Source organism: Limnospira fusiformis SAG 85.79, from assembly GCF_012516315.1.
In the GTDB taxonomy this organism is placed as follows: Bacteria; Cyanobacteriota; Cyanobacteriia; order Cyanobacteriales; family Microcoleaceae; genus Limnospira; species Limnospira fusiformis.
Map to the genome: position 1 here is coordinate 2,121,555 of NZ_CP051185.1, position 18,102 is coordinate 2,139,656.

The 18,102-nt window shown below is 44.6% G+C and carries 14 protein-coding genes; 7 read left to right on the forward strand and 7 right to left on the reverse strand.

Annotated elements, in window-relative coordinates; translation table 11 throughout:
- Positions 1-9: 9 nt before the first annotated feature.
- Positions 10-942: a GTPase Era gene (era, locus tag HFV01_RS10155; protein WP_006625023.1), complete on the reverse strand. Its 933-nt coding sequence runs from the start codon at positions 940-942 to the stop codon at positions 10-12.
- A gap of 107 nt (positions 943-1,049) precedes the next feature.
- On the opposite strand from era, the gene HFV01_RS10160 reads away from it, so the two are divergent.
- From HFV01_RS10160 to HFV01_RS10170, 3 genes are all read left to right on the forward strand, one after another.
- Positions 1,050-2,711, forward strand: coding sequence for an efflux RND transporter periplasmic adaptor subunit (locus tag HFV01_RS10160; RefSeq protein ID WP_006625024.1), 1,662 nt, complete (start codon positions 1,050-1,052; stop codon positions 2,709-2,711).
- Between the two features lie 36 nt (positions 2,712-2,747).
- A complete protein-coding gene (locus HFV01_RS10165; protein WP_006625025.1) occupies positions 2,748-3,965 on the forward strand; it encodes an ABC transporter permease in 1,218 nt (405 codons plus the stop codon).
- A gap of 93 nt (positions 3,966-4,058) precedes the next feature.
- On the forward strand, positions 4,059-4,322 hold the full coding sequence (locus HFV01_RS10170; protein ID WP_008048653.1) for a hypothetical protein: 264 nt from the start codon (positions 4,059-4,061) through the stop codon (positions 4,320-4,322).
- Positions 4,323-4,480: 158 nt separating this feature from the next.
- Here HFV01_RS10170 and HFV01_RS10175 read toward each other — a convergent pair whose 3' ends face one another.
- Complete coding sequence (locus HFV01_RS10175) at positions 4,481-5,623, reverse strand: SpoIID/LytB domain-containing protein (RefSeq protein ID WP_006670779.1); 1,143 nt, start codon at positions 5,621-5,623, stop codon at positions 4,481-4,483.
- A gap of 222 nt (positions 5,624-5,845) precedes the next feature.
- On the opposite strand from HFV01_RS10175, the gene HFV01_RS10180 reads away from it, so the two are divergent.
- Positions 5,846-8,002: a Tex family protein gene (locus tag HFV01_RS10180; RefSeq protein ID WP_008048647.1), complete on the forward strand. Its 2,157-nt coding sequence runs from the start codon at positions 5,846-5,848 to the stop codon at positions 8,000-8,002.
- A gap of 26 nt (positions 8,003-8,028) precedes the next feature.
- Here the strand turns inward: HFV01_RS10180 and HFV01_RS10185 are convergent, their stop codons facing one another.
- Complete coding sequence (locus HFV01_RS10185; protein ID WP_006670781.1) at positions 8,029-9,645, reverse strand: hypothetical protein; 1,617 nt, start codon at positions 9,643-9,645, stop codon at positions 8,029-8,031.
- A 411-nt stretch (positions 9,646-10,056) separates the two neighbouring features.
- Between HFV01_RS10185 and HFV01_RS10190 the strand changes: the two genes are divergently transcribed.
- Genes HFV01_RS10190 through HFV01_RS10200 form a run of 3 tightly spaced genes read left to right on the forward strand, consistent with a single transcriptional unit; the run spans position 10,057 to position 13,431 of the window.
- Positions 10,057-11,184 (forward strand): RNA-guided endonuclease InsQ/TnpB family protein, encoded by a 1,128-nt coding sequence (locus tag HFV01_RS10190; protein ID WP_006625030.1) that lies wholly within the window; start codon positions 10,057-10,059, stop codon positions 11,182-11,184.
- A 53-nt stretch (positions 11,185-11,237) separates the two neighbouring features.
- A complete protein-coding gene (locus HFV01_RS10195) occupies positions 11,238-12,593 on the forward strand; it encodes a serine hydrolase (protein WP_006625031.1) in 1,356 nt (451 codons plus the stop codon).
- Between the two features lie 4 nt (positions 12,594-12,597).
- A complete protein-coding gene (locus HFV01_RS10200) occupies positions 12,598-13,431 on the forward strand; it encodes an alpha/beta fold hydrolase (protein ID WP_187757672.1) in 834 nt (277 codons plus the stop codon).
- 23 nt (positions 13,432-13,454) lie between these two features.
- On the opposite strand, the gene HFV01_RS10205 is transcribed toward HFV01_RS10200, so the two are convergent.
- From HFV01_RS10205 to HFV01_RS10220, 4 genes are all read right to left on the reverse strand, one after another.
- Positions 13,455-13,721: a DUF1816 domain-containing protein gene (locus HFV01_RS10205; RefSeq protein ID WP_046319329.1), complete on the reverse strand. Its 267-nt coding sequence runs from the start codon at positions 13,719-13,721 to the stop codon at positions 13,455-13,457.
- Between the two features lie 159 nt (positions 13,722-13,880).
- Positions 13,881-16,052 (reverse strand): alkaline phosphatase D family protein, encoded by a 2,172-nt coding sequence (locus HFV01_RS10210; protein ID WP_046319332.1) that lies wholly within the window; start codon positions 16,050-16,052, stop codon positions 13,881-13,883.
- Positions 16,053-16,223: 171 nt separating this feature from the next.
- Positions 16,224-17,153, reverse strand: coding sequence for a class I SAM-dependent methyltransferase (locus tag HFV01_RS10215; RefSeq protein ID WP_006625035.1), 930 nt, complete (start codon positions 17,151-17,153; stop codon positions 16,224-16,226).
- A gap of 36 nt (positions 17,154-17,189) precedes the next feature.
- Complete coding sequence (locus HFV01_RS10220) at positions 17,190-17,984, reverse strand: alpha/beta fold hydrolase (protein WP_006625036.1); 795 nt, start codon at positions 17,982-17,984, stop codon at positions 17,190-17,192.
- Positions 17,985-18,102 lie beyond the last annotated feature (118 nt).

The window sequence follows — 18,102 nt, forward strand, 5'->3', positions numbered from 1 at the left end:
ATTCCCCCCCTATTCTTCGACCCGATAACCCAACTCAGCCAACTGATTTCGCGACTGTCGCCACTTAGGTTGAACGCGCACAAACAACTCGAGATAAACCTTTCCATCTACTAACTTTTGAATTTGTTGGCGGGCGGCGCTACCAATAGTTTTGAGCATTTGTCCGCCCTTCCCAATTAAAATGCCTTTTTGGGAAAGACGTTCGACATGAATGGTGGCTAAAATGCGGGTAATCTTAACATCTTCCTCTACTTTATCAATAGCGATCGCCACAGAGTGCGGTACTTCCTCGCGGGTGTGTAGCAAAATCTGTTCACGAATTAACTCACCCATAATAAACCTTTCCGGTTGGTCAGTCACTAAATCGGGAGGGTAATAATAGGGACCGGGATCTAAACTGTTAATTAACAGATTTTGTAATGTTTCTAGCCCCGCACCAGTAGAGGCAGAAAACTTGACCATTTGCCATTGATTAGCTTCAGCGAACTGCTGATAACTCTGGTCGATCGCCTCATATTGATCTGGCTGTAAGTCCCACTTATTTAAACCCAAAATCACGGGGACTTTAGTATGAGTCAGTAAATCGACGATATAGCGATCGCCACCCCCCGACATCACCGAACTATCCACCACAAAGACTAACACATCCACCGAGGCGATCGCCAATTTGGCATTCTTTACCAACACCTTACCTAACTGATGATGTGGCTTATGAATTCCCGGCGTATCGACGAAAATAATTTGAGCGGACTCAGTAGTAAGAATTCCCCGTAAGCGGTTACGAGTAGTTTGAGCGATAGGAGAAGTAATCGCAATTTTCTGTCCTACCAACTTATTCATCAGAGTTGATTTCCCCACATTGGGGCGGCCGATAATGCCGACAAAACCTGATTTGTAGCCTGCTGGCGCGACCGGAATACTCACCGGAAACATAGAGTCCATCTTTCCAATTACCTAAAATTTTGATAAAATTGATATGTGGCTAACTGATCAGATTCAATCGTAAATACTGATCGAGTTGGTCAGTTCGTGGATCGAGAGGAAACATAATGTTAACAGATCCCAAACCCGAAACCGAGTCCCCTAACGGTCTCGTTAAGCATGACTTCCAACCCCCAGTAGTAGCAAAACCGCCCCGACGTAGACCCAAATGGTGGGCGATCGCACTGCTGGCTTTAGGAATTCTCGCCGTTCCCATGGTCGCGCACCGAGTCTATCATCGCAAGCCTAACTCACTACAAATGGTGGAAGCGTTGACTGTACCAGTGGAAGCCAAGGATCTGACTGTAACCGTTAGGGCGAGTGGAGTTGTACAACCCGTGCGCCGGGTCAATTTGAGTCCCAAAACTCAAGGGCGTTTAGCTCAATTGTACGTTGAACAGGGCGATCGTGTCGAAGCCGGTCAAATTATTGCGCGCATGGAGAGTAACGAACTCGAAGCGCAACGGCTACAAGCGCAAGCCAGGTTAGAACGCACCCAAGCCAATTTGGCAAAACTGCGCCAAGGCTCTCGTCCCGAAGCCATTGCGAGCGCCAGAGCCCGCCTAGAACGCGCGATCGCACGCCTAGCAGAGTTGCAGGCTGGAACACGCCAAGAAGAAATTGCCGTGGCATCTGCGAGGCTTAGAGAGGCGGAAATTCGCTTATTTGATGCCCGGTCCGGGAGCCTGCAAAATGAAATTGACCAAGCGCAATCAAGAATACAAGCTAATTTAGCTGAGTTGGAATTGGCCCAAGGACGGGTACAGCGCTATGAAGAATTGAAAAGTCAGGGGGCTGTTTCTGAGGATACTTTGGATGGCTATAGGCGAGATCAACGCCGCTTGGAGGCTTTACAGGATGAGGCTAAACAGCGACTAGCACAACTTCAGGAAAATAGGCGATCGCAAATTGAACGATTGGAAGCTACCGTTGAACAGGAACGTCAGAATTTGCAACAGTTACAAAATGGCACTCGTCCTGAAGTTATCAGACAGGCTGAGTCTGATGTTACCGAGGCGCGTAGTCAGTTGAATGAGTTGGAAAATGGCACTCGTCCTGAAGATATTGCCGCCGCTGAAGCTGATGTCCGCGAGGCTGAAAGTCAACTGCGCTATTATCAAGTGCTGTTAGAAGATACTAATATTCGTGCGCCTTTTGCTGGAATTATTACTCAAAGATATGCCGTTGAGGGCGCTTTTGTCACTCCGGCTACTTCCGCCTCTGATGCTAGTTCTGCTACCTCTACTTCAATTGTCGCTTTGGCTAAGGATTTGGAAGTTTTAGCGAAAATCCCCGAAACTGATATTGTCCAAATTGAACCATTACAAAAGGTGGAAATTGTCGCCGATGCTTACCCAGATCAGGTCTTTGAAGGTGCAGTGCATTTAATCGCCCCGGAAGCTATTAAAGAACGGGATGTTACCCTGTTTCAAGCCAGGATTGATATTCGCACCGGACAGGATGTATTACAGTCGGGAATGAATGTTAATTTACGGTTTGTCGGTCGCCAACTTAATCAAGCTGTTGTGGTTCCGACTGTGGCGATTATTACTAATCGGGGAAATACCGGTGTACTCATTCCTAACCAGGAAGGTCAACCAGAATTTAAACCGGTTACTATCGGTTCACAAATTGGTAATGAAATCCAGATTTTGCAAGGAGTTACTACAGGCGATCGCGTTTTTATTGAATTGCCACCCGGACAAAAACTTGAAGATATTATACAATAAAATAGCATCTCAATCCTTAACTACTTATCCCTAATTATGCATATTGTAGAAAGTATCAAAATGTCCTCAGCGACATTATTGGCTAATAAAATGAGAAGCAGCCTAACTATGTTAGGCATTATTATAGGTAATGCCTCAGTTATTGCTATGATAGGTATTGGAGAAGGCGCGCAAACCTTTGTCGAAAATCAAGTTAATTCCTTGGGTCCTAATGTATTATTTATTGTACCCGGAAGCCCGGAAGCCCAGAGAAGACCTGTTTATCCCCCTCAAAATTTAATCCTAGAAGATGCACTGGCGATCGCTGAACAAGTCCCCTCAGTCGAAGCCGTTGCCCCTTCCTTAACAGCTAGTGAATTAATCTCTTATCAGAGTAGGAATGCCTCCGCTTCTATAATTGGCACTACCCCAGAATATATGAGTGTCCGCAGCTTTGATATTGCCAAAGGACGGTTTATTTCTGATTTGGATATTCAGCGAAATGAACAGGTAGTCGCCCTCGGTTCAGAAATAGCAGAACAATTATTTGGTAATGAAGACCCCATCGGTAAACAAGTCCGACTCAAAGATATTACATTGCAGGTAATTGGAGTCATGCAACCCAAGGGTTCAAGTTTAGGAAGTAATGAGGATATGAATGCTTTTATCCCCATTACCACCGTGGCTAATCGCATTACTGGGCGCAGTTCTCCCTATGGTTTACAAGTTACCTTTATTTCCGTTTCTATTAAAGAAGCACATCAGATGAGGGCGGCACAATTTCAAATTGAGAATTTGCTACGTTTACGACATAAAATTACTGATGAAGATGATTTTACGGTTCGTAATCAACAGGATTTAATGAATATCCTCGGACAAATTACTGGCGCTTTAACCTTGATGTTAGCAGCCACGGCGGCGATTTCCTTGTTAGTTGGGGGAATTGGAATTATGAATATTATGTTAGTTTCCGTCACAGAAAGAACCCAGGAAATTGGTCTGAGAAAAGCTATAGGCGCTTCCCAAAATGATATTCTCATTCAGTTTATTATTGAAGCGATTATCTTATCTGTAGCCGGGGGATTAATTGGTACAGGTTTAGGTGTTAGTGGTGTGTTAATGGTGGGAATACTAACACCTTTAGAAGCTGGAATTTCCACAAGTGCGATCGCAGTCGCGGTCAGCGTTTCTGGGGGTATTGGCTTATTTTTCGGTGTAGTTCCCGCCAGACGCGCCGCCGCCCTTGATCCAATCGTCGCCCTCCGCAGTATTTAATAGTTGATAGGCAATGAATAATTAATAATTAATAATTAATAATGAATTACCGGGGATAGGGCGGGTTTATTTATCCGGTCGTGGGAAGTTGAGTTGACACCGGAACCCGCCCCTACAATTGTCAATTGTCAATTAATTACCGGGGATACGGCGGGTTTATTTATCCGGTCGTGGGGAGTTGAGTTGACACCGGAACCCGCCCCTACAATTGTCAATTGTCAATTAATTACCGGGGATAGGGCGGGTTTATTTATCCGGTCGTGGGGAGTTGAGTTGACACCGGAACCCGCCCCTACAATTAATAATTATCAATTAATAATTAATAATGAATTACCGGGGATAGGGCGGGTTTATTAATCCGGTCGTGGGGAGTTGAGTTGACACCGGAACCCGCCCCTACAATTGTCAATTGTCAATTAATTACCGGGGATAGGGCGGGTTTATTAATCCGGTCGTGGGGAGTTCGCGCCCCCACAATTAATAATTATTAATTATTAATTATTAATTATTAATTATTATTGGACTTGGATTCTAGCGAGAGTTGTATTTCGATAATAATGAGCGAGAATTTGCTGATAATTATATCCAGCATTAGCTAAACTATAAGCCCCCCATTGACTCAAACCCACACCATGACCAAAACCGCGACCAGTGACTACAAAATTGCCAGAAGCATTGTTACGATCCACCCTAAATCTGGTGCTACGCAACCCCAAAGCCCTAGCGATCTGCTCACCGCTAATAGTGCGAGTTCCGCCACTTCCGACCACTCTCATGGAAATCACACTTCCAAAAGCGGAGGTTCTTTCTGGTGTCATAGAGGAAATTTGACCAACTCCTGAAATGCGGTTACTAAGGTCATTAGTGGAAAAAGTCCTTGTCCATTCAAAGACGGGAGAACCACTATCAAAATCTGGAACCCCCCGCAGGTAGGGTAAGGGATTTTCCCAGACATCCTCAACATTTTCGGTGTGACCCCCAGAGGAAGAATGGAAAACAGCCAAAATCACCCGACCATTGTAAGTTAACACCTGACCTGCTGTCGCCCTAACCGCCGTCTGAGTCCCTGGCGACTCCCCAGACACACCGCGATAGACCTGATAGGTTTGAGTATCCCCCAAATCATAAATCTGACTGCTATTATTTTGGCGCTTATACAGTGCATAGGTCCGCGCCGCCACAGCTTGGGCTTTCAGGGCTTCCTGGGGCCAATTTCCCCCCATTTCCGCCCCTAGGACACTGTAGAGATACTGATCGAGATCGACATAATTAATAGCCATTAGCCCACCATTGCGCTGGACTAATAACACCCGCCCCCGATACCAATTATCACCTATCCATACTTTGCCATTTTGGGAGGGTTCGACCCAAATTTGACCTGCTTTCCATTGACTGAGGGATACCTGACCAGATGCAGATTGGGCGACAGTTGCGCCCATATTGGGAATTTGTCCCAAGACCCTACCGCTACCGTCGCGCACTGTTGCTGGGGTGGAACTTCCGACTTTAATTTGATTGCTGTCAGTGGTTATCGCCACCCGCATTAACACGGAAGCGGCTGCTGGGGACATCATCAGCAGCCACAGCAGCAGGGATAGCCAGCCATAACGCTGGAGGGGACGAATCAAGAGTGAAACCAAAAATATTCCTGAACTCATATCTTAACTATCAGATGTGGGAGATACAGCTTGTTCACCAGTCGCTTAATACATTGCCCTCACCCTAAATCTGGATCCCAGAGAGGGAGAGGGACTTTGAGAGGTGATCAGATGATTTCTGAACAGGCTCTACTGACCTTGACTGTACTATTGGCGAGGGTAGCATTTACAATAATTTTGTATACCAAGCTCAGGTCACAAAATCAAGTCGGTTCAGATTATATGCTTAATATTACTCAAATTCTAGTTCAGGAACTTTCGTTAAAACGGGTTCAAGTTGAAAATACATTGGCATTATTTGCGGAAGGGGCGACTATTCCATTTGTTGCACGTTATCGCAAAGAAATGACGGGTTCCCTTGATGAAATTCAACTGCGGACTCTGGCGGAAAGATATAGTTATTTAACTGAACTTGAGGAACGAAAAAATAGCATTTTGGAGGCGATCGCCTCTCAGGGAAAACTCACGGATGAACTACAGACCCAAATTGAGAACTGTTTGTTAAAAACGGAACTTGAGGATTTATATCTTCCTTACCGTCCCAAACGTCGCACCCGCGCCACTATGGCTAAGGAAAAAGGATTAGCACCCCTAGCTGAGTTGATTAGTTCCCTTAACCAACCCCAAGCGCCCAAGGTTTCCCTAGAGTCAGAAGCGGCTCAATATATCGATGCAGAAAAGGGGGTTAAAACGGTGGCAGATGCCCTGGCTGGAGCCGCCGATATTTTAGCGGAACAGGTGGCAGAGACGGCGCATTTAAGGGCAGATGTGCGCGATTTTTTAATCAATGATGGTGCGTTTGTATCCAAGATTAAAGATGATTACCCAGAAGGTTCGACTAAATTTGAAATGTATCGGAATTTTCGGGAAAATGTGATGGATATTAAACCCCATAACCTGTTGGCATTATTCCGGGGAGAAACTGAGGGGGTTCTCAAGGTGGATTTAGATTTTGATGAGTCTTTGGTGCTGCATCATTTGGAATCTCAAGTTATTCGCAGTAAAAATCGGGAGATTCGCCAGTTTTATCAGGATATGATTAAAGATGCTTTTAATCGTCTGATGAAAAATTCGTTAATTAGTGAAATTAGGAGCGATCGCAAATCCTACGCAGACCTAGAATCTATTAAGACGTTTGAAGCTAATTTGCGGGAATTATTACTATCTCCACCAGCGGGAATGAAGCCTACTTTAGCTATTGACCCTGGTTTCAGGACAGGTTGTAAAGTGGCGGTATTGTCGGAAACTGGCAAGTTTTGCGAATATCAGGCAATTTTTCCCCACCAGTCACAGTCACAACGTCAACAAGCGACCAAAACGATTCAAGACTTAATTAAAAAGTACAAAATCGCATTAATTGCTATTGGAAATGGTACGGCTGGACGGGAAACGGAAGAGTTTGTTAATCAGGCGATCGCCTCTTTAGAATCTCCACCTATTACGGTAATGGTAAACGAGTCTGGTGCTTCTATTTATTCGGCGAGTGATGTCGCGCGGGAAGAATTTGCTGATTTAGATCTGACAATTCGGGGGGCGATTAGTATTGGTCGCCGCCTCCAAGACCCGTTAGCAGAATTAGTTAAAATTGACCCCAAATCGATTGGTGTCGGACAATATCAACATGATGTTGACCAAAAATTACTCAAGAAAAAACTTGATGAAACGGTAGAAAGTTGTGTCAACTATGTGGGAGTTGAATTAAATACGGCTTCCCAACAACTCTTAACTTTTGTGTCTGGAATTACTCCCACTATCGCCCAAAATATTGTTAAATATCGCAATGAAAATGGGGCATTTAAAAATCGTAAACAGCTTTTAAAAGTGGCGAAATTAGGGCCGAAAGCCTTTCAACAATCGGCGGGATTTTTGCGGATTCGTGGGGGTGTTAATCCCCTAGATAATACGGCGGTTCACCCGGAAAGTTATTCGGTAGTTGAACAAATTTTAGCGGATGTGGAAATCCCTTTAAATGCGATTAGCAAAACTGCTGAAAAACTCAAAAAAATCGACTTAAAACGCTATGTAACAGATACGGTCGGCTTACCTACCCTCAAGGATATTATCGCCGAATTAGAGAAACCTGGACGTGATCCACGCGCTGAGTTTAAATATGCTACTTTCCGGGATGATATTAAAGAGGTGTCGGACTTAAAACCGGGAATGGAGTTAGAGGGAATTGTTACTAATGTGGTTAATTTTGGGGCTTTTGTAGATGTAGGAGTCCATCAATATGGGTTAGTTCATATTTCCCAATTAGCCGATCGCTTTGTGGAAGACCCTCAACAAATTGTCCGGGTCGGACAGGTGGTGAAAGTCAAGGTTTTGGAAGTCAACGAAAAGTTAAATCGGATTAGTTTATCGATGAGAATACGCAGTTAAACTCAGACTTACCCCCGGCTGCTTCCCTACCATTGGACGATCGCCAAAGGTTCTGTTAACACTTGGTGATATTCCCGTGAGAGTTGCTGAAGATATTGTAGACACATTTCTGACCTTTCTAGGTTGACAAAATAGCTAGAGTCAACATCTTGGTAAAAAATCGCACCTTGGTTAATTATATCGATTTGAGGATGTTTAGATATGGGAACAATTAGGGGGGTGTCTAATTCCGAGGGAATGAACCCGACGGGTAGTTGACCTTTGAGGATAGCTAAAATCTGAGATTTACAGCAACGAGTATTCACGCCTCTTTCTTCTAAACGAGTCATCACCTCTGGGATAGATAAAGGTAAATCCCCAAACACTCGCAGCAGTTCACCCAACAAGAAATAATCCCCATATTGTTGGCTAGAATAATTCAACAATTCGGGAAATAAAGGAAGTCTGGCTAAACCTTGGGCGATCGCATAATTACACCAAGATTCTGGGTCAGTAATTGAGATTATACTAGCATTAGGTAACTTTTGGCGTAGCCATTGACTCAACACCGACCATGAACCGTTACCACCCCGACAAATCGCCCTTTTAATTCCGACGGTCGAAACCCCAACTTTACTAATCAGATGATTGAACTCTCGGTTGAGGTTCTTCACAAAAGGAACTAACACGCGACGATCTAACTCATTAGCGGTAACTTTGACTTGATTTTCCTGTAGAGAAATAGTCACATTTTTGCCAGCTTGTAAACTGGGTTTTTGGGATTCTATCGCATCGATTAAAGCTGATAAAACTAACTTTTGTTGAAGGCGATCGCGGTGAGTGCGTTGGGATGTTCCCGGAGTAGGTAGGACTAAATAGGAACCATCCCAATCAATCATATTTTCGGCGCAAAATTGACAGATAATATCCAAATTTACATCATAGCCACCATAGGTCACACTGACACCAAAACAGTCAGCATAAGTTAAATCATGCTCCTGAGATATTCCCATCACCATTAACTCGGTGGTAGCAGCACCAGCATCAATAATTAAGGTAGGTTCGTCTATTTTCGGTTCCCATTCACTTAACCAAGTAGCGATCGCATCTTCCACCATCCAAATTTGAGAGGGACTCTTGACCAAACCCGCCGCCAAAATGGTTTCCCGCACATTAAAACCATAAGCATGGGAAGCCTGAGTCGGACATCCTACCACCACCCCGGATAAACTCATATAAGCGGTTTTGAATTCCTGATCAGTTAAACCATTAGCACCAGATTGATAGTTTTTCGGTAAAGTCAAATCACCATCTTCGCTGTCTATATTGTCACCCCCACCTTGAGGAGAAATAGTCGATAATAGCAACTGTAAAGCCTGCTTAAACGTCCCTAAAAATAACTTTTGGGTTGGGGATACCTGAAGCAGGGGACAGGGCGCATAATCCTCACCAAAATGATGGGGGATAGCCCAACTAAGATAAGGTTTAAATCCTTGTAAAACTTCTGTTTCCCCTATTTCGCCGCCGGATTTTCGATGCAAGTAGACGCGACTGGGAAGGCGAAAAATGCGATCGCTCTCCTGAGAATCACTCAGCCAATATATAGGGTAAACAGCCTCAGTCAGGCGATCCAAAAGTGCGGCTGATATTCCGGTCGTCCCCACCTCCAGCCCTAGATACCATCGATTTGAGGAATCGTCCCCAAGCGTGGATACAACAGATTGATCTGGGGGTAAATCCGATCCCCCTAGGCTTGGTGTTTCTGATGTCACTGTCCCGACTGATTGAATGTTTCCTCAGTATATCTCAGGATGATCACAAAAAACTGGGAATTTTTCCCTAGGCGATCGCACTATGGCGACAGTTGCTGCTATGATCCTTCCTGTTGGTGATGAGGAGCAAGAATTTAATCCAAGATTTGCTTGACATCTTATGACAATAAGGTACAATACCCCAAAAGATTCGCAACTCAATAATGAATATACGATAATGAATATACGGTCAAACCCCAGACCATGCCAAATTTCCCTGACGACATACTCATTAAGTCGGATTCTTCATGGTAAAATCCAATCATGCCTTACAAAGCTTTCCGGACAAAACTAAAACTCAATGACCGTCAAGCTACCTTGATGGCCAAACACGCGGGTTATGCTCGGTTCGTGTTTAATTGGGGATTACACTTATGGAGGTCAGCTTATGAAGAGGGACTCAAGCCTAACGTCAACTCCATCAAAAAGGTTTTTACGAATTATGTAAAACCTCAATATCCTTGGATGTCTGAATTGTCTTCTAAAGTTTATCAATATGCCTTCATTAATCTAGGGGATGCCTTTAAGCGCTTCTTCAAGGGAATAAGCAGTTATCCTAAATTTAAGAAGAAAGGCCACCATGATAGTTTTACGCTTGACAATTCCGGAAAGCCATTCAAGTTGTCAGGAACTCGCCATAAGCTGCCTTTTGTGGGCTGGGTTTCTACATTTGAGGCACAACCCGAAAGTGGGGTTAAGAAAGTCACTATAACGCGCCAAGCAGGTGACTGGTATATGAGCTTTTTCGTAGAAATCACGCCAGAAATTACACCGAAATATCGAGAGAGAATCGGGGTTGACCTAGGAATTAACAATTTGGCGACTTGCTCCGATGGGACCCAATTCTCTAATCCCAAGGCTTATAAAGCAGCCACCCAAAAACTAGCTCGATTACAATGTCATTTAAGTCGCAAAGTCAAAGGCTCGAAAAATTGGGCCAAATGTCTCTTAAAAGTTCAAAAGCTACATCAAAGAGTAGCAAACATTCGGCGGGACACCATTCATAAAATAACTACTTTCTTGGCTAAGAACCACAGCCAAGTAGTCATTGAAGATTTGAATGTGTCAGGTATGCTGAAAAATCATGGTTTGGCGGGTTCTATCGCTGATGCTTCATTTTATGAGTTCCGTCGTCAACTCGGTTACAAGGCAGAACGTTATGGTTCAAAGTTGATTATTGCCGATAGATTTTATCCATCCAGTCAACTTTGTTCTAACTGTGGCCATCGTCAACAAATGCCCCTAGTCCGTCGGACTTTTGAATGTCCAAACTGTGGGCTGAAGATTGATAGAGATTTGAACGCCAGTAGAAATTTAGAAAAATCGCCTGGTTCAGACGATTACACTTGTGGACGGGGTGCTGCCGACAGTCCCGGACGAAGCAAGAAATAAACATCAAGATCCGGCTATGTCCCGTTTTGTTTAAGTTTTATAGAGCAGAAACAATGGCTGCACAATCGACCAATTTTCCCTACTTAGGCAGTCCCAAACGCAGTTTATTAAACCCACTCAAGTCAAAAACCCGGTGGCTGGGTGCTGTTGCCATTGCTGTCAGTATTGGCTTAACTCCAGCCTTACCTATGCTAGGGTCATCCTCAGCATTATATGGGGCTACTTCTCTCAATGAATTGATTAGCCTCCGGGACGAGTTATTATACATCCTAGAAAACCCCCCAGAATCAGCAGGTAATTCCCGTCAATTAATGTCATTATTTCCTAACCAGAGGCGGGAACCTTCTGAGCAGATAATCGAACAATTGCGCCACGTAGAAGTTCAAATCATGATTGAACAGCGGGCTAATGATAATTGGAAACAAGCGATAAGTTTAGCCCATCAAGCGGTAGATATTGGCAAAAGTTCTCCGCTATCCTGGGAAACTAGACAACAAATGGCAACCTTTTGGCAGAGGGCGATCGCCAATTTACAGGAAATTCCCCAGGATTCATTTTTAAGGGGACAAGCCACCGCGAAAATTTCCGAGTATCAAGACAACTATAATCGCCTCAAATTCCAGTTAAGAAACGCTCAATCGGAAATTTTAGAAGAAATTAGAGTTAGGAGTGGTTTATCGCGTAATGCGACCATCAGCGTTTGTAATTTAAACCGCCATTGTGCTAGTTTACGGGGTAGTCAAACTCCGGCGAGTCCGGCGAGTTTAATTAAAGTTCCTGTGGCGATCGCCTTATTACACAAAGCGGCTGAGGAACAGGTGAGTTTTGATCAAGAAATCTATGTCGAGGGGGGGAATTTTACCGAAGATGCTTCCTCAATTCGCGCCCGCCAATCCTACTCTCTCCAAATGTTAATGGCTCAAATGATTGACCATAGTAGTAATATCGCTACTAATCAACTTATCGACTATTTGAGTGCCGATTATATCAATAAACTACTAGAACGACACGGTTATCAAAAAACGCGGGTGCAATTTAAACTCATGGGCGATCGGATCATGCCTTTTAGACCCGGTAGAGGTCGCAATAGCATGACCAGTGATGAACTCACGGAAATGATGGTAGAAATCTACAACTATGAACACCCCCACTCGGAACTATTAATTGAGGCTTTAGGTCATCAGTACGATCGCGAAATTGGTTATCAAGCCTTACAAGGATTAAAAGCGCAGTGGTTAGGGGAAAAAACCGGTCAAAACTCTAGGGTAATTGGCACGACTTTAGCGGCTAGTATTGACGGGGAAAGGTATATTATTACCATTACCGATAACTCAGCCGGAAACATTCCCCAAGTCCGCAGAGCGATCGCTGGTATTGCCGAACATATTATCATGAGAGGGCAGTTATAAACTGATGAGTTTAGCTGTTTCCTTAAACTCGGAAATTCGCGGTCAAGGATTTCCGATACTGTGTCTTCATGGTCATCCTGGGTCAGGAGGCTGTATGTCAGTTTTTACAGATCACCTATCCCAAAACTATCAAACCATCGCCCCCGACCTGCGAGGCTATGGGAAAAGTCAGGTTAAACAACCCTTTGAGATGACCGATCATCTCCAGGATATCGAACAGCTTTTAGATAGCTTAAAAATAGATAAATGTTTAATTATCGGCTGGTCTTTGGGAGGTATACTCGCCCTAGAATTAGCATTAACAAACCCGGAAAGGTTTACGGGATTAATTTTAGTGGCGACTTCCGCCTATCCCCGTGGGAACCATCCTCCGATTTCATGGCTAGATAATCTATTAACGGGAATTGCGGGTATAATTAATTGGATCTGGCCAGCTAGTCAGTGGAATATCAACCTTTTCGGTAAGCGATCGCTATTTCGCTACTTAATCCAACAGCATACAGCCACCGCCTATAAATACATAGCCAAACAAGCCACACCCGCCTATTTACAAACCTCCAGACCAGCAACCATAGCCCTGAGACAAGCATTAAAAAACCGATATAACCGTCTAGCTGAGTTGGGAAATATTAGCTGTCATTGTCTCATATTAGCCGGAGAATGCGATCGACATATTACCGCCATCTCCAGTCAAGAAACGGCGGCAAACTTACCCAATTCGCAGTTTAACTGCTACCCCAACACAGCCCATTTATTCCCTTGGGAGATCCCCGATCAAGTGATCACCGATATCGATAACTGGATCAAAAACCATCCTGATATTGTTGATATCCGGTGACCTGTCCCGCCCAAGTTAAGCCACTATGCCCACTGTAGGGGGTGATCAAAATTTTGATCAAGATCGGCTGCCACAGTCAAAATATCAGGCTGACAGTGCTTAACTGCCACCTGTAGACCTGTGGCACCTTCACCTTGAATATCTTCAATATAACCGGGTTCTGCTTGTTCCGCCTCATCTTCGGTAAGAAACGGCCCAAAGTAATAGGTACATCGAGGCATTTCGGTCATAATTTCAACCCAAAACGCCAACCCAAAAGTGTTAAACTGGCTAACCACAAAATTTTTCATTGTTCTCTGTGACCTAGGGGGATGAAGTTTTAACATGGAGTAGATTCCTAGCGCTTGCCCAAAAGCGACCCGACTTAATCATGATCGCCGCCAAACATAAATTTCATATGAATTTTTACCGTTTGTTATAGTGCCTTATATCAAATTTTTCAAGCCCAATTATTGAGGATTTACCACAAAGTCGCTGACCACTTGGGGTTGACGATTAATTACCCGCGCCGGAACCCTTTGGACATCGACCTGTGTATAAGGTTCGACCCCATAAGTAGTCACCCTAAGCTGTTGAGTATTGGTATCAATGACGAACTCGGTCCAGCCAAAAGTATGAGCGGCAAAATAGGAACCCGGAACTATTTCCTGTGCATCAATTCCCGAACCCTCCAAACCAATAGGATTATAACCCATATCCTCAAGGCGAGTATTTAGGAGATTCTCCACCAGGCGATCGCGTTCCCAGCGCGTCTGTAACCCCTCATAAGTAGCCCTTCCTTGTCGGGTTAGTTGCCATTCAGTCGCCCCATCAACAGCCACCGGACCCAAAGTAGCCCCCACTAGACCCGATCCTAAATCGGTTTGTACCCCCACCGGACCTACGGTAATTTCCATAGCATTGATAGGAATTTGTGGCCCCCCAAACTCCTCAGCAAATGTCAAATTATTAACTACAGTTCCCCCAGCTCCCGCCGACACAAACACGACATTATCAATATTATTATCATCAATAAATTTCAGCAGTCTAGTTCGTTCAGCCGCGTATCCTTCCCAGCGATCGCTTGCACCCGGAATCCCCAAATTTTGCATAGGGACCGGAGAAAATATAAACTTCCAAGTTAAACCCGCCGCCTGTGCGCCCAGTAAATTTAACTGCAACTGTTGCAACTGAGTTCGTCCCAACATGGTTCGATTAGCATCAAAAGAATCCCGCAAAAATGCCTCAATATCTTCGGGAAAAGAAGTTTCGGCGACCTGTTCTAAGGGGGCATCCCGGAACGATCGCACATCCAACAAAAACGCCGCCGCATCATCTCCATAGGTCGTAGCGCGATACAGTTGTTCTCGGTTAGCGGTCCGGCGATCGCTAATGTCTCCATAACTTTCCCGTCGCCGAGGTTGATAATCTAAAAAACCCGCCAACGCCGTCTCAAAAATATCGCTATTATTCAACCAATCACCCTCTCCATCTTCCCCCAGACTACCCCCGGCAAAATTATCGATTATTTCCCCATCATTCAATACACCAAACATAGAAGTTGCTACCCGCAGATTTGCCCAAGGATTTAAAGTTATACGCTCCCGATAAATCTCATTATGTTTTGTGTGGAAATCTAACAAAGTTTCCGCCTGAGAAACACCGGGTAAATCAGGAGATTCGGTACTTGCAGAAATTGTATTTCCTAACTGCACAAAAAAATCCAGACCACGTTCTGGGGCATTTCTCACCGCGACATGAGGCATTAATTCACCCTGAGAATCACCAGCAGCCCCAAACCTTAAACCCCCTTGACTTCCCAAAGATAAAGGAGTGCGAAAAATACCGCGATCGCTCTCCCCCATAGCATTAGTAACCCGATAAAAATAAGGTGTCCCCGGCGTTAAATCAGACACAAATACCTTAACCGGAACCGTCGGATCAGAATTATTAGTAGTCAGTGTGGAAACCACATTATCAAAATTAGGGTCGGTGGCTGTTTCAAAAGTAATCGGACCCACCACAGTATTACGCGCCATTAAAATTGTGCTGTTTTCCCTAGTATCTCCACTAGCGACACGGTTGGGAAAACCGGAACCATTCACCTCCAGAAAAGCACTAAAATCACGATTTTGAGCCGCCCCAATATCCAAATAATGCTCGATCCCGGTCAGTTCATCACGTTCTACCCTCGCCGCCACATCAGGATTACGGGCTAAATAATAATTAGGGTTATACAATACACTAGGGCGAAAATCCTCAAATTGACCGGCTTTCACAAAATGCTCGATCGCTGTGATATCTCCGGCTTCTATGGCTGCTTGAATAAAGGGATATTCATTTATATAAAAATCCGTATTAAATAGAATACTGGGATCGCGCGCTTCCCGCTGACCGAAATTAATAAAATGTTGAAAACCACTGGCGATCGCACCTACATTTACCAACGCCGCCACATCAGGATTAGTCGTCAGATAATACAATTCATCATAAAGCGGTGTCGGTTGTCTAACCTGAAACTGACCTGACTCGATAAAATGTTCAAAGCCACTACTAATAACTCCCAAATCAACTGCTTGCGCTACATCAGGGTTATTGGCTAGATAAAACGATTCGCTGTAAAAATCTTCAGCGTTCAACATTCTTAATTACGCCATAAAAAATAATCTTCTACCCAGGGGCGGGTTTCATCTCCCAGCCTTCTCCCTCTCCCCCAAAGGGCGGGTTTATTCATCTTCTCGGTGGCAGCCGAGGAATTAGCAGAACCCGCCCCGACGATTAATAATTATTAATTATTAATTATTAATTATTAATTATCCATTGACTTTGGCGATCGCCGTATGATGACGGGGACTGTTACAGACAATGGTAGGGGTCTGAAAACCTGCTGATTTGAAGGTTTCAACTAGATCTAGGGTGAAATACTGATCGAGATAGGGTTCGGTACTTTTTAGGAGGGTGAGGATATAGGGTGGCATCTTAGCGAATACCTCTGATTGGGGGTTCATATCCATAACCGCCAGATGTCCGTTAGGGCGCAATAGGCGGCGGGCTTCCTTAAATATATTTCGGGTCGCCTCTTGTGGGAGTTCATGACAAACCAGACAAAGGGAAACCAAATCAAAGGAGTGGTCTGGTAGACCTGTAGCCTCAGCGGGGGCGTGTACCCAAGTGGGGGGGTGATCGGAGGACTTTTGGTTAGTGTTATAGGCAGCGATCGCCAAAAAATAGGGGGACAAATCCACCCCTACCATAGTAGCATCAGGATAGATCTGCTGCATGGTATTGGTACTTAATCCGACACTACAGCCGAGATCCACAATAGCTTTGGGCGGTTCGGGTAAGACCTGCTGTAGTACATGATGATAACTTTGTCGTAGGCGATCGTCTCCCGCCACCCCAGCATCAGGCCAGATTTTGGCGTGAACCGCCAACGCCGCCACTTCCACCTCTACAGCAGCCTGCCAGCTTAAATTTCCGTTATCATAGGCATGAAAAGACCTTAAATAATATTCTGGGTAAGCCAGAGCAGAACTATTCACCTGCTGAAATTCTGCCGACCAGTCTCTCTGTAGGAGGGTATTGGCATGAGAGCGCCACGGAACCCCCATTTTTTCAGCCCGATCAATCATCATCTGGCGGGCTTGATGTTTGGCGAACTTAGCTAGGGGTTTAATAGATAAAATACCATTGACCAGTCGCGATGCTGGTCCAATGGGTGGATTCTTAAAAGTTGTGGTCATATAGCCTGTGAATTAGCCTCAACAATTTTTCTGTGCCTAATTTGGGCAAACCAATTGGGTTTTAGTTAAACTCTGACCGAGATCATGATCTCGAATGATCTGACAAAGGTTAACATCAGTTTCTAACAGACAAGCATGGCCGCTGTTAGGGAGGATAACCATATTAGCTTTGGGTAGCTTCCTGGTTAAAAATTGAGCCTCTCTAATGGAGGGTAGCAGTCTATCGGAACCACTGGCAATCACCAAAACGGGTAAATCTAGTTGACGGAGTTGGTCTGGTTGAATATCAAACGATCGCAGCAGTCCCAAGCGCCAACTGGAAGTACGTTGAGGGACTGATTGCATAGCCTCTAACAAGGCTTGGCGATCGCTCGGAGAAATTCCTGGCAATTTAGCCAGAAACGGCAAGAATCCGATCATAGACAGGGGATATAACCAACTAGGTAGCCAGTCCGTCAAATGTGATCCCCATTCTATCCAAGGTTGTTGCTTAAAAGCAGAAGCCGGGTTAACTAAAATCAGACCTTTGAGTTGAGCACGAATTTTCATAGCCACCTTCATCGCCAGACAACCGCCGAAGGACTCCCCGCATAGATAAATATCTTGATTGAGGTTGAGGCTGAGTTCTTTTTGAATTAAATCCACAGTGCGATCGGTTAATCCATCCCAATGGTTGAGATCTTCGGGAGGAATACTCAAACAGCGCAGGTTAAAAAACTGAGACAGTCGGCGCTGTTGGGTTCGTAGGAGACGACCCGTACCATCCATCCCGGGTAAAAACAAAAATAGAGGTAGGTGCGACTGACCGGGTGTAGAGTTCAAAAAATACATCGTTGGCTAGATTGGGGAAATATAATGGTTGATCTCAGGTAGTTGATCCCATTAGCTCATTTTAGCTTAACATTACTTTACCTTCTTTCCACAGTCATTGAGATCTATCTATACCATC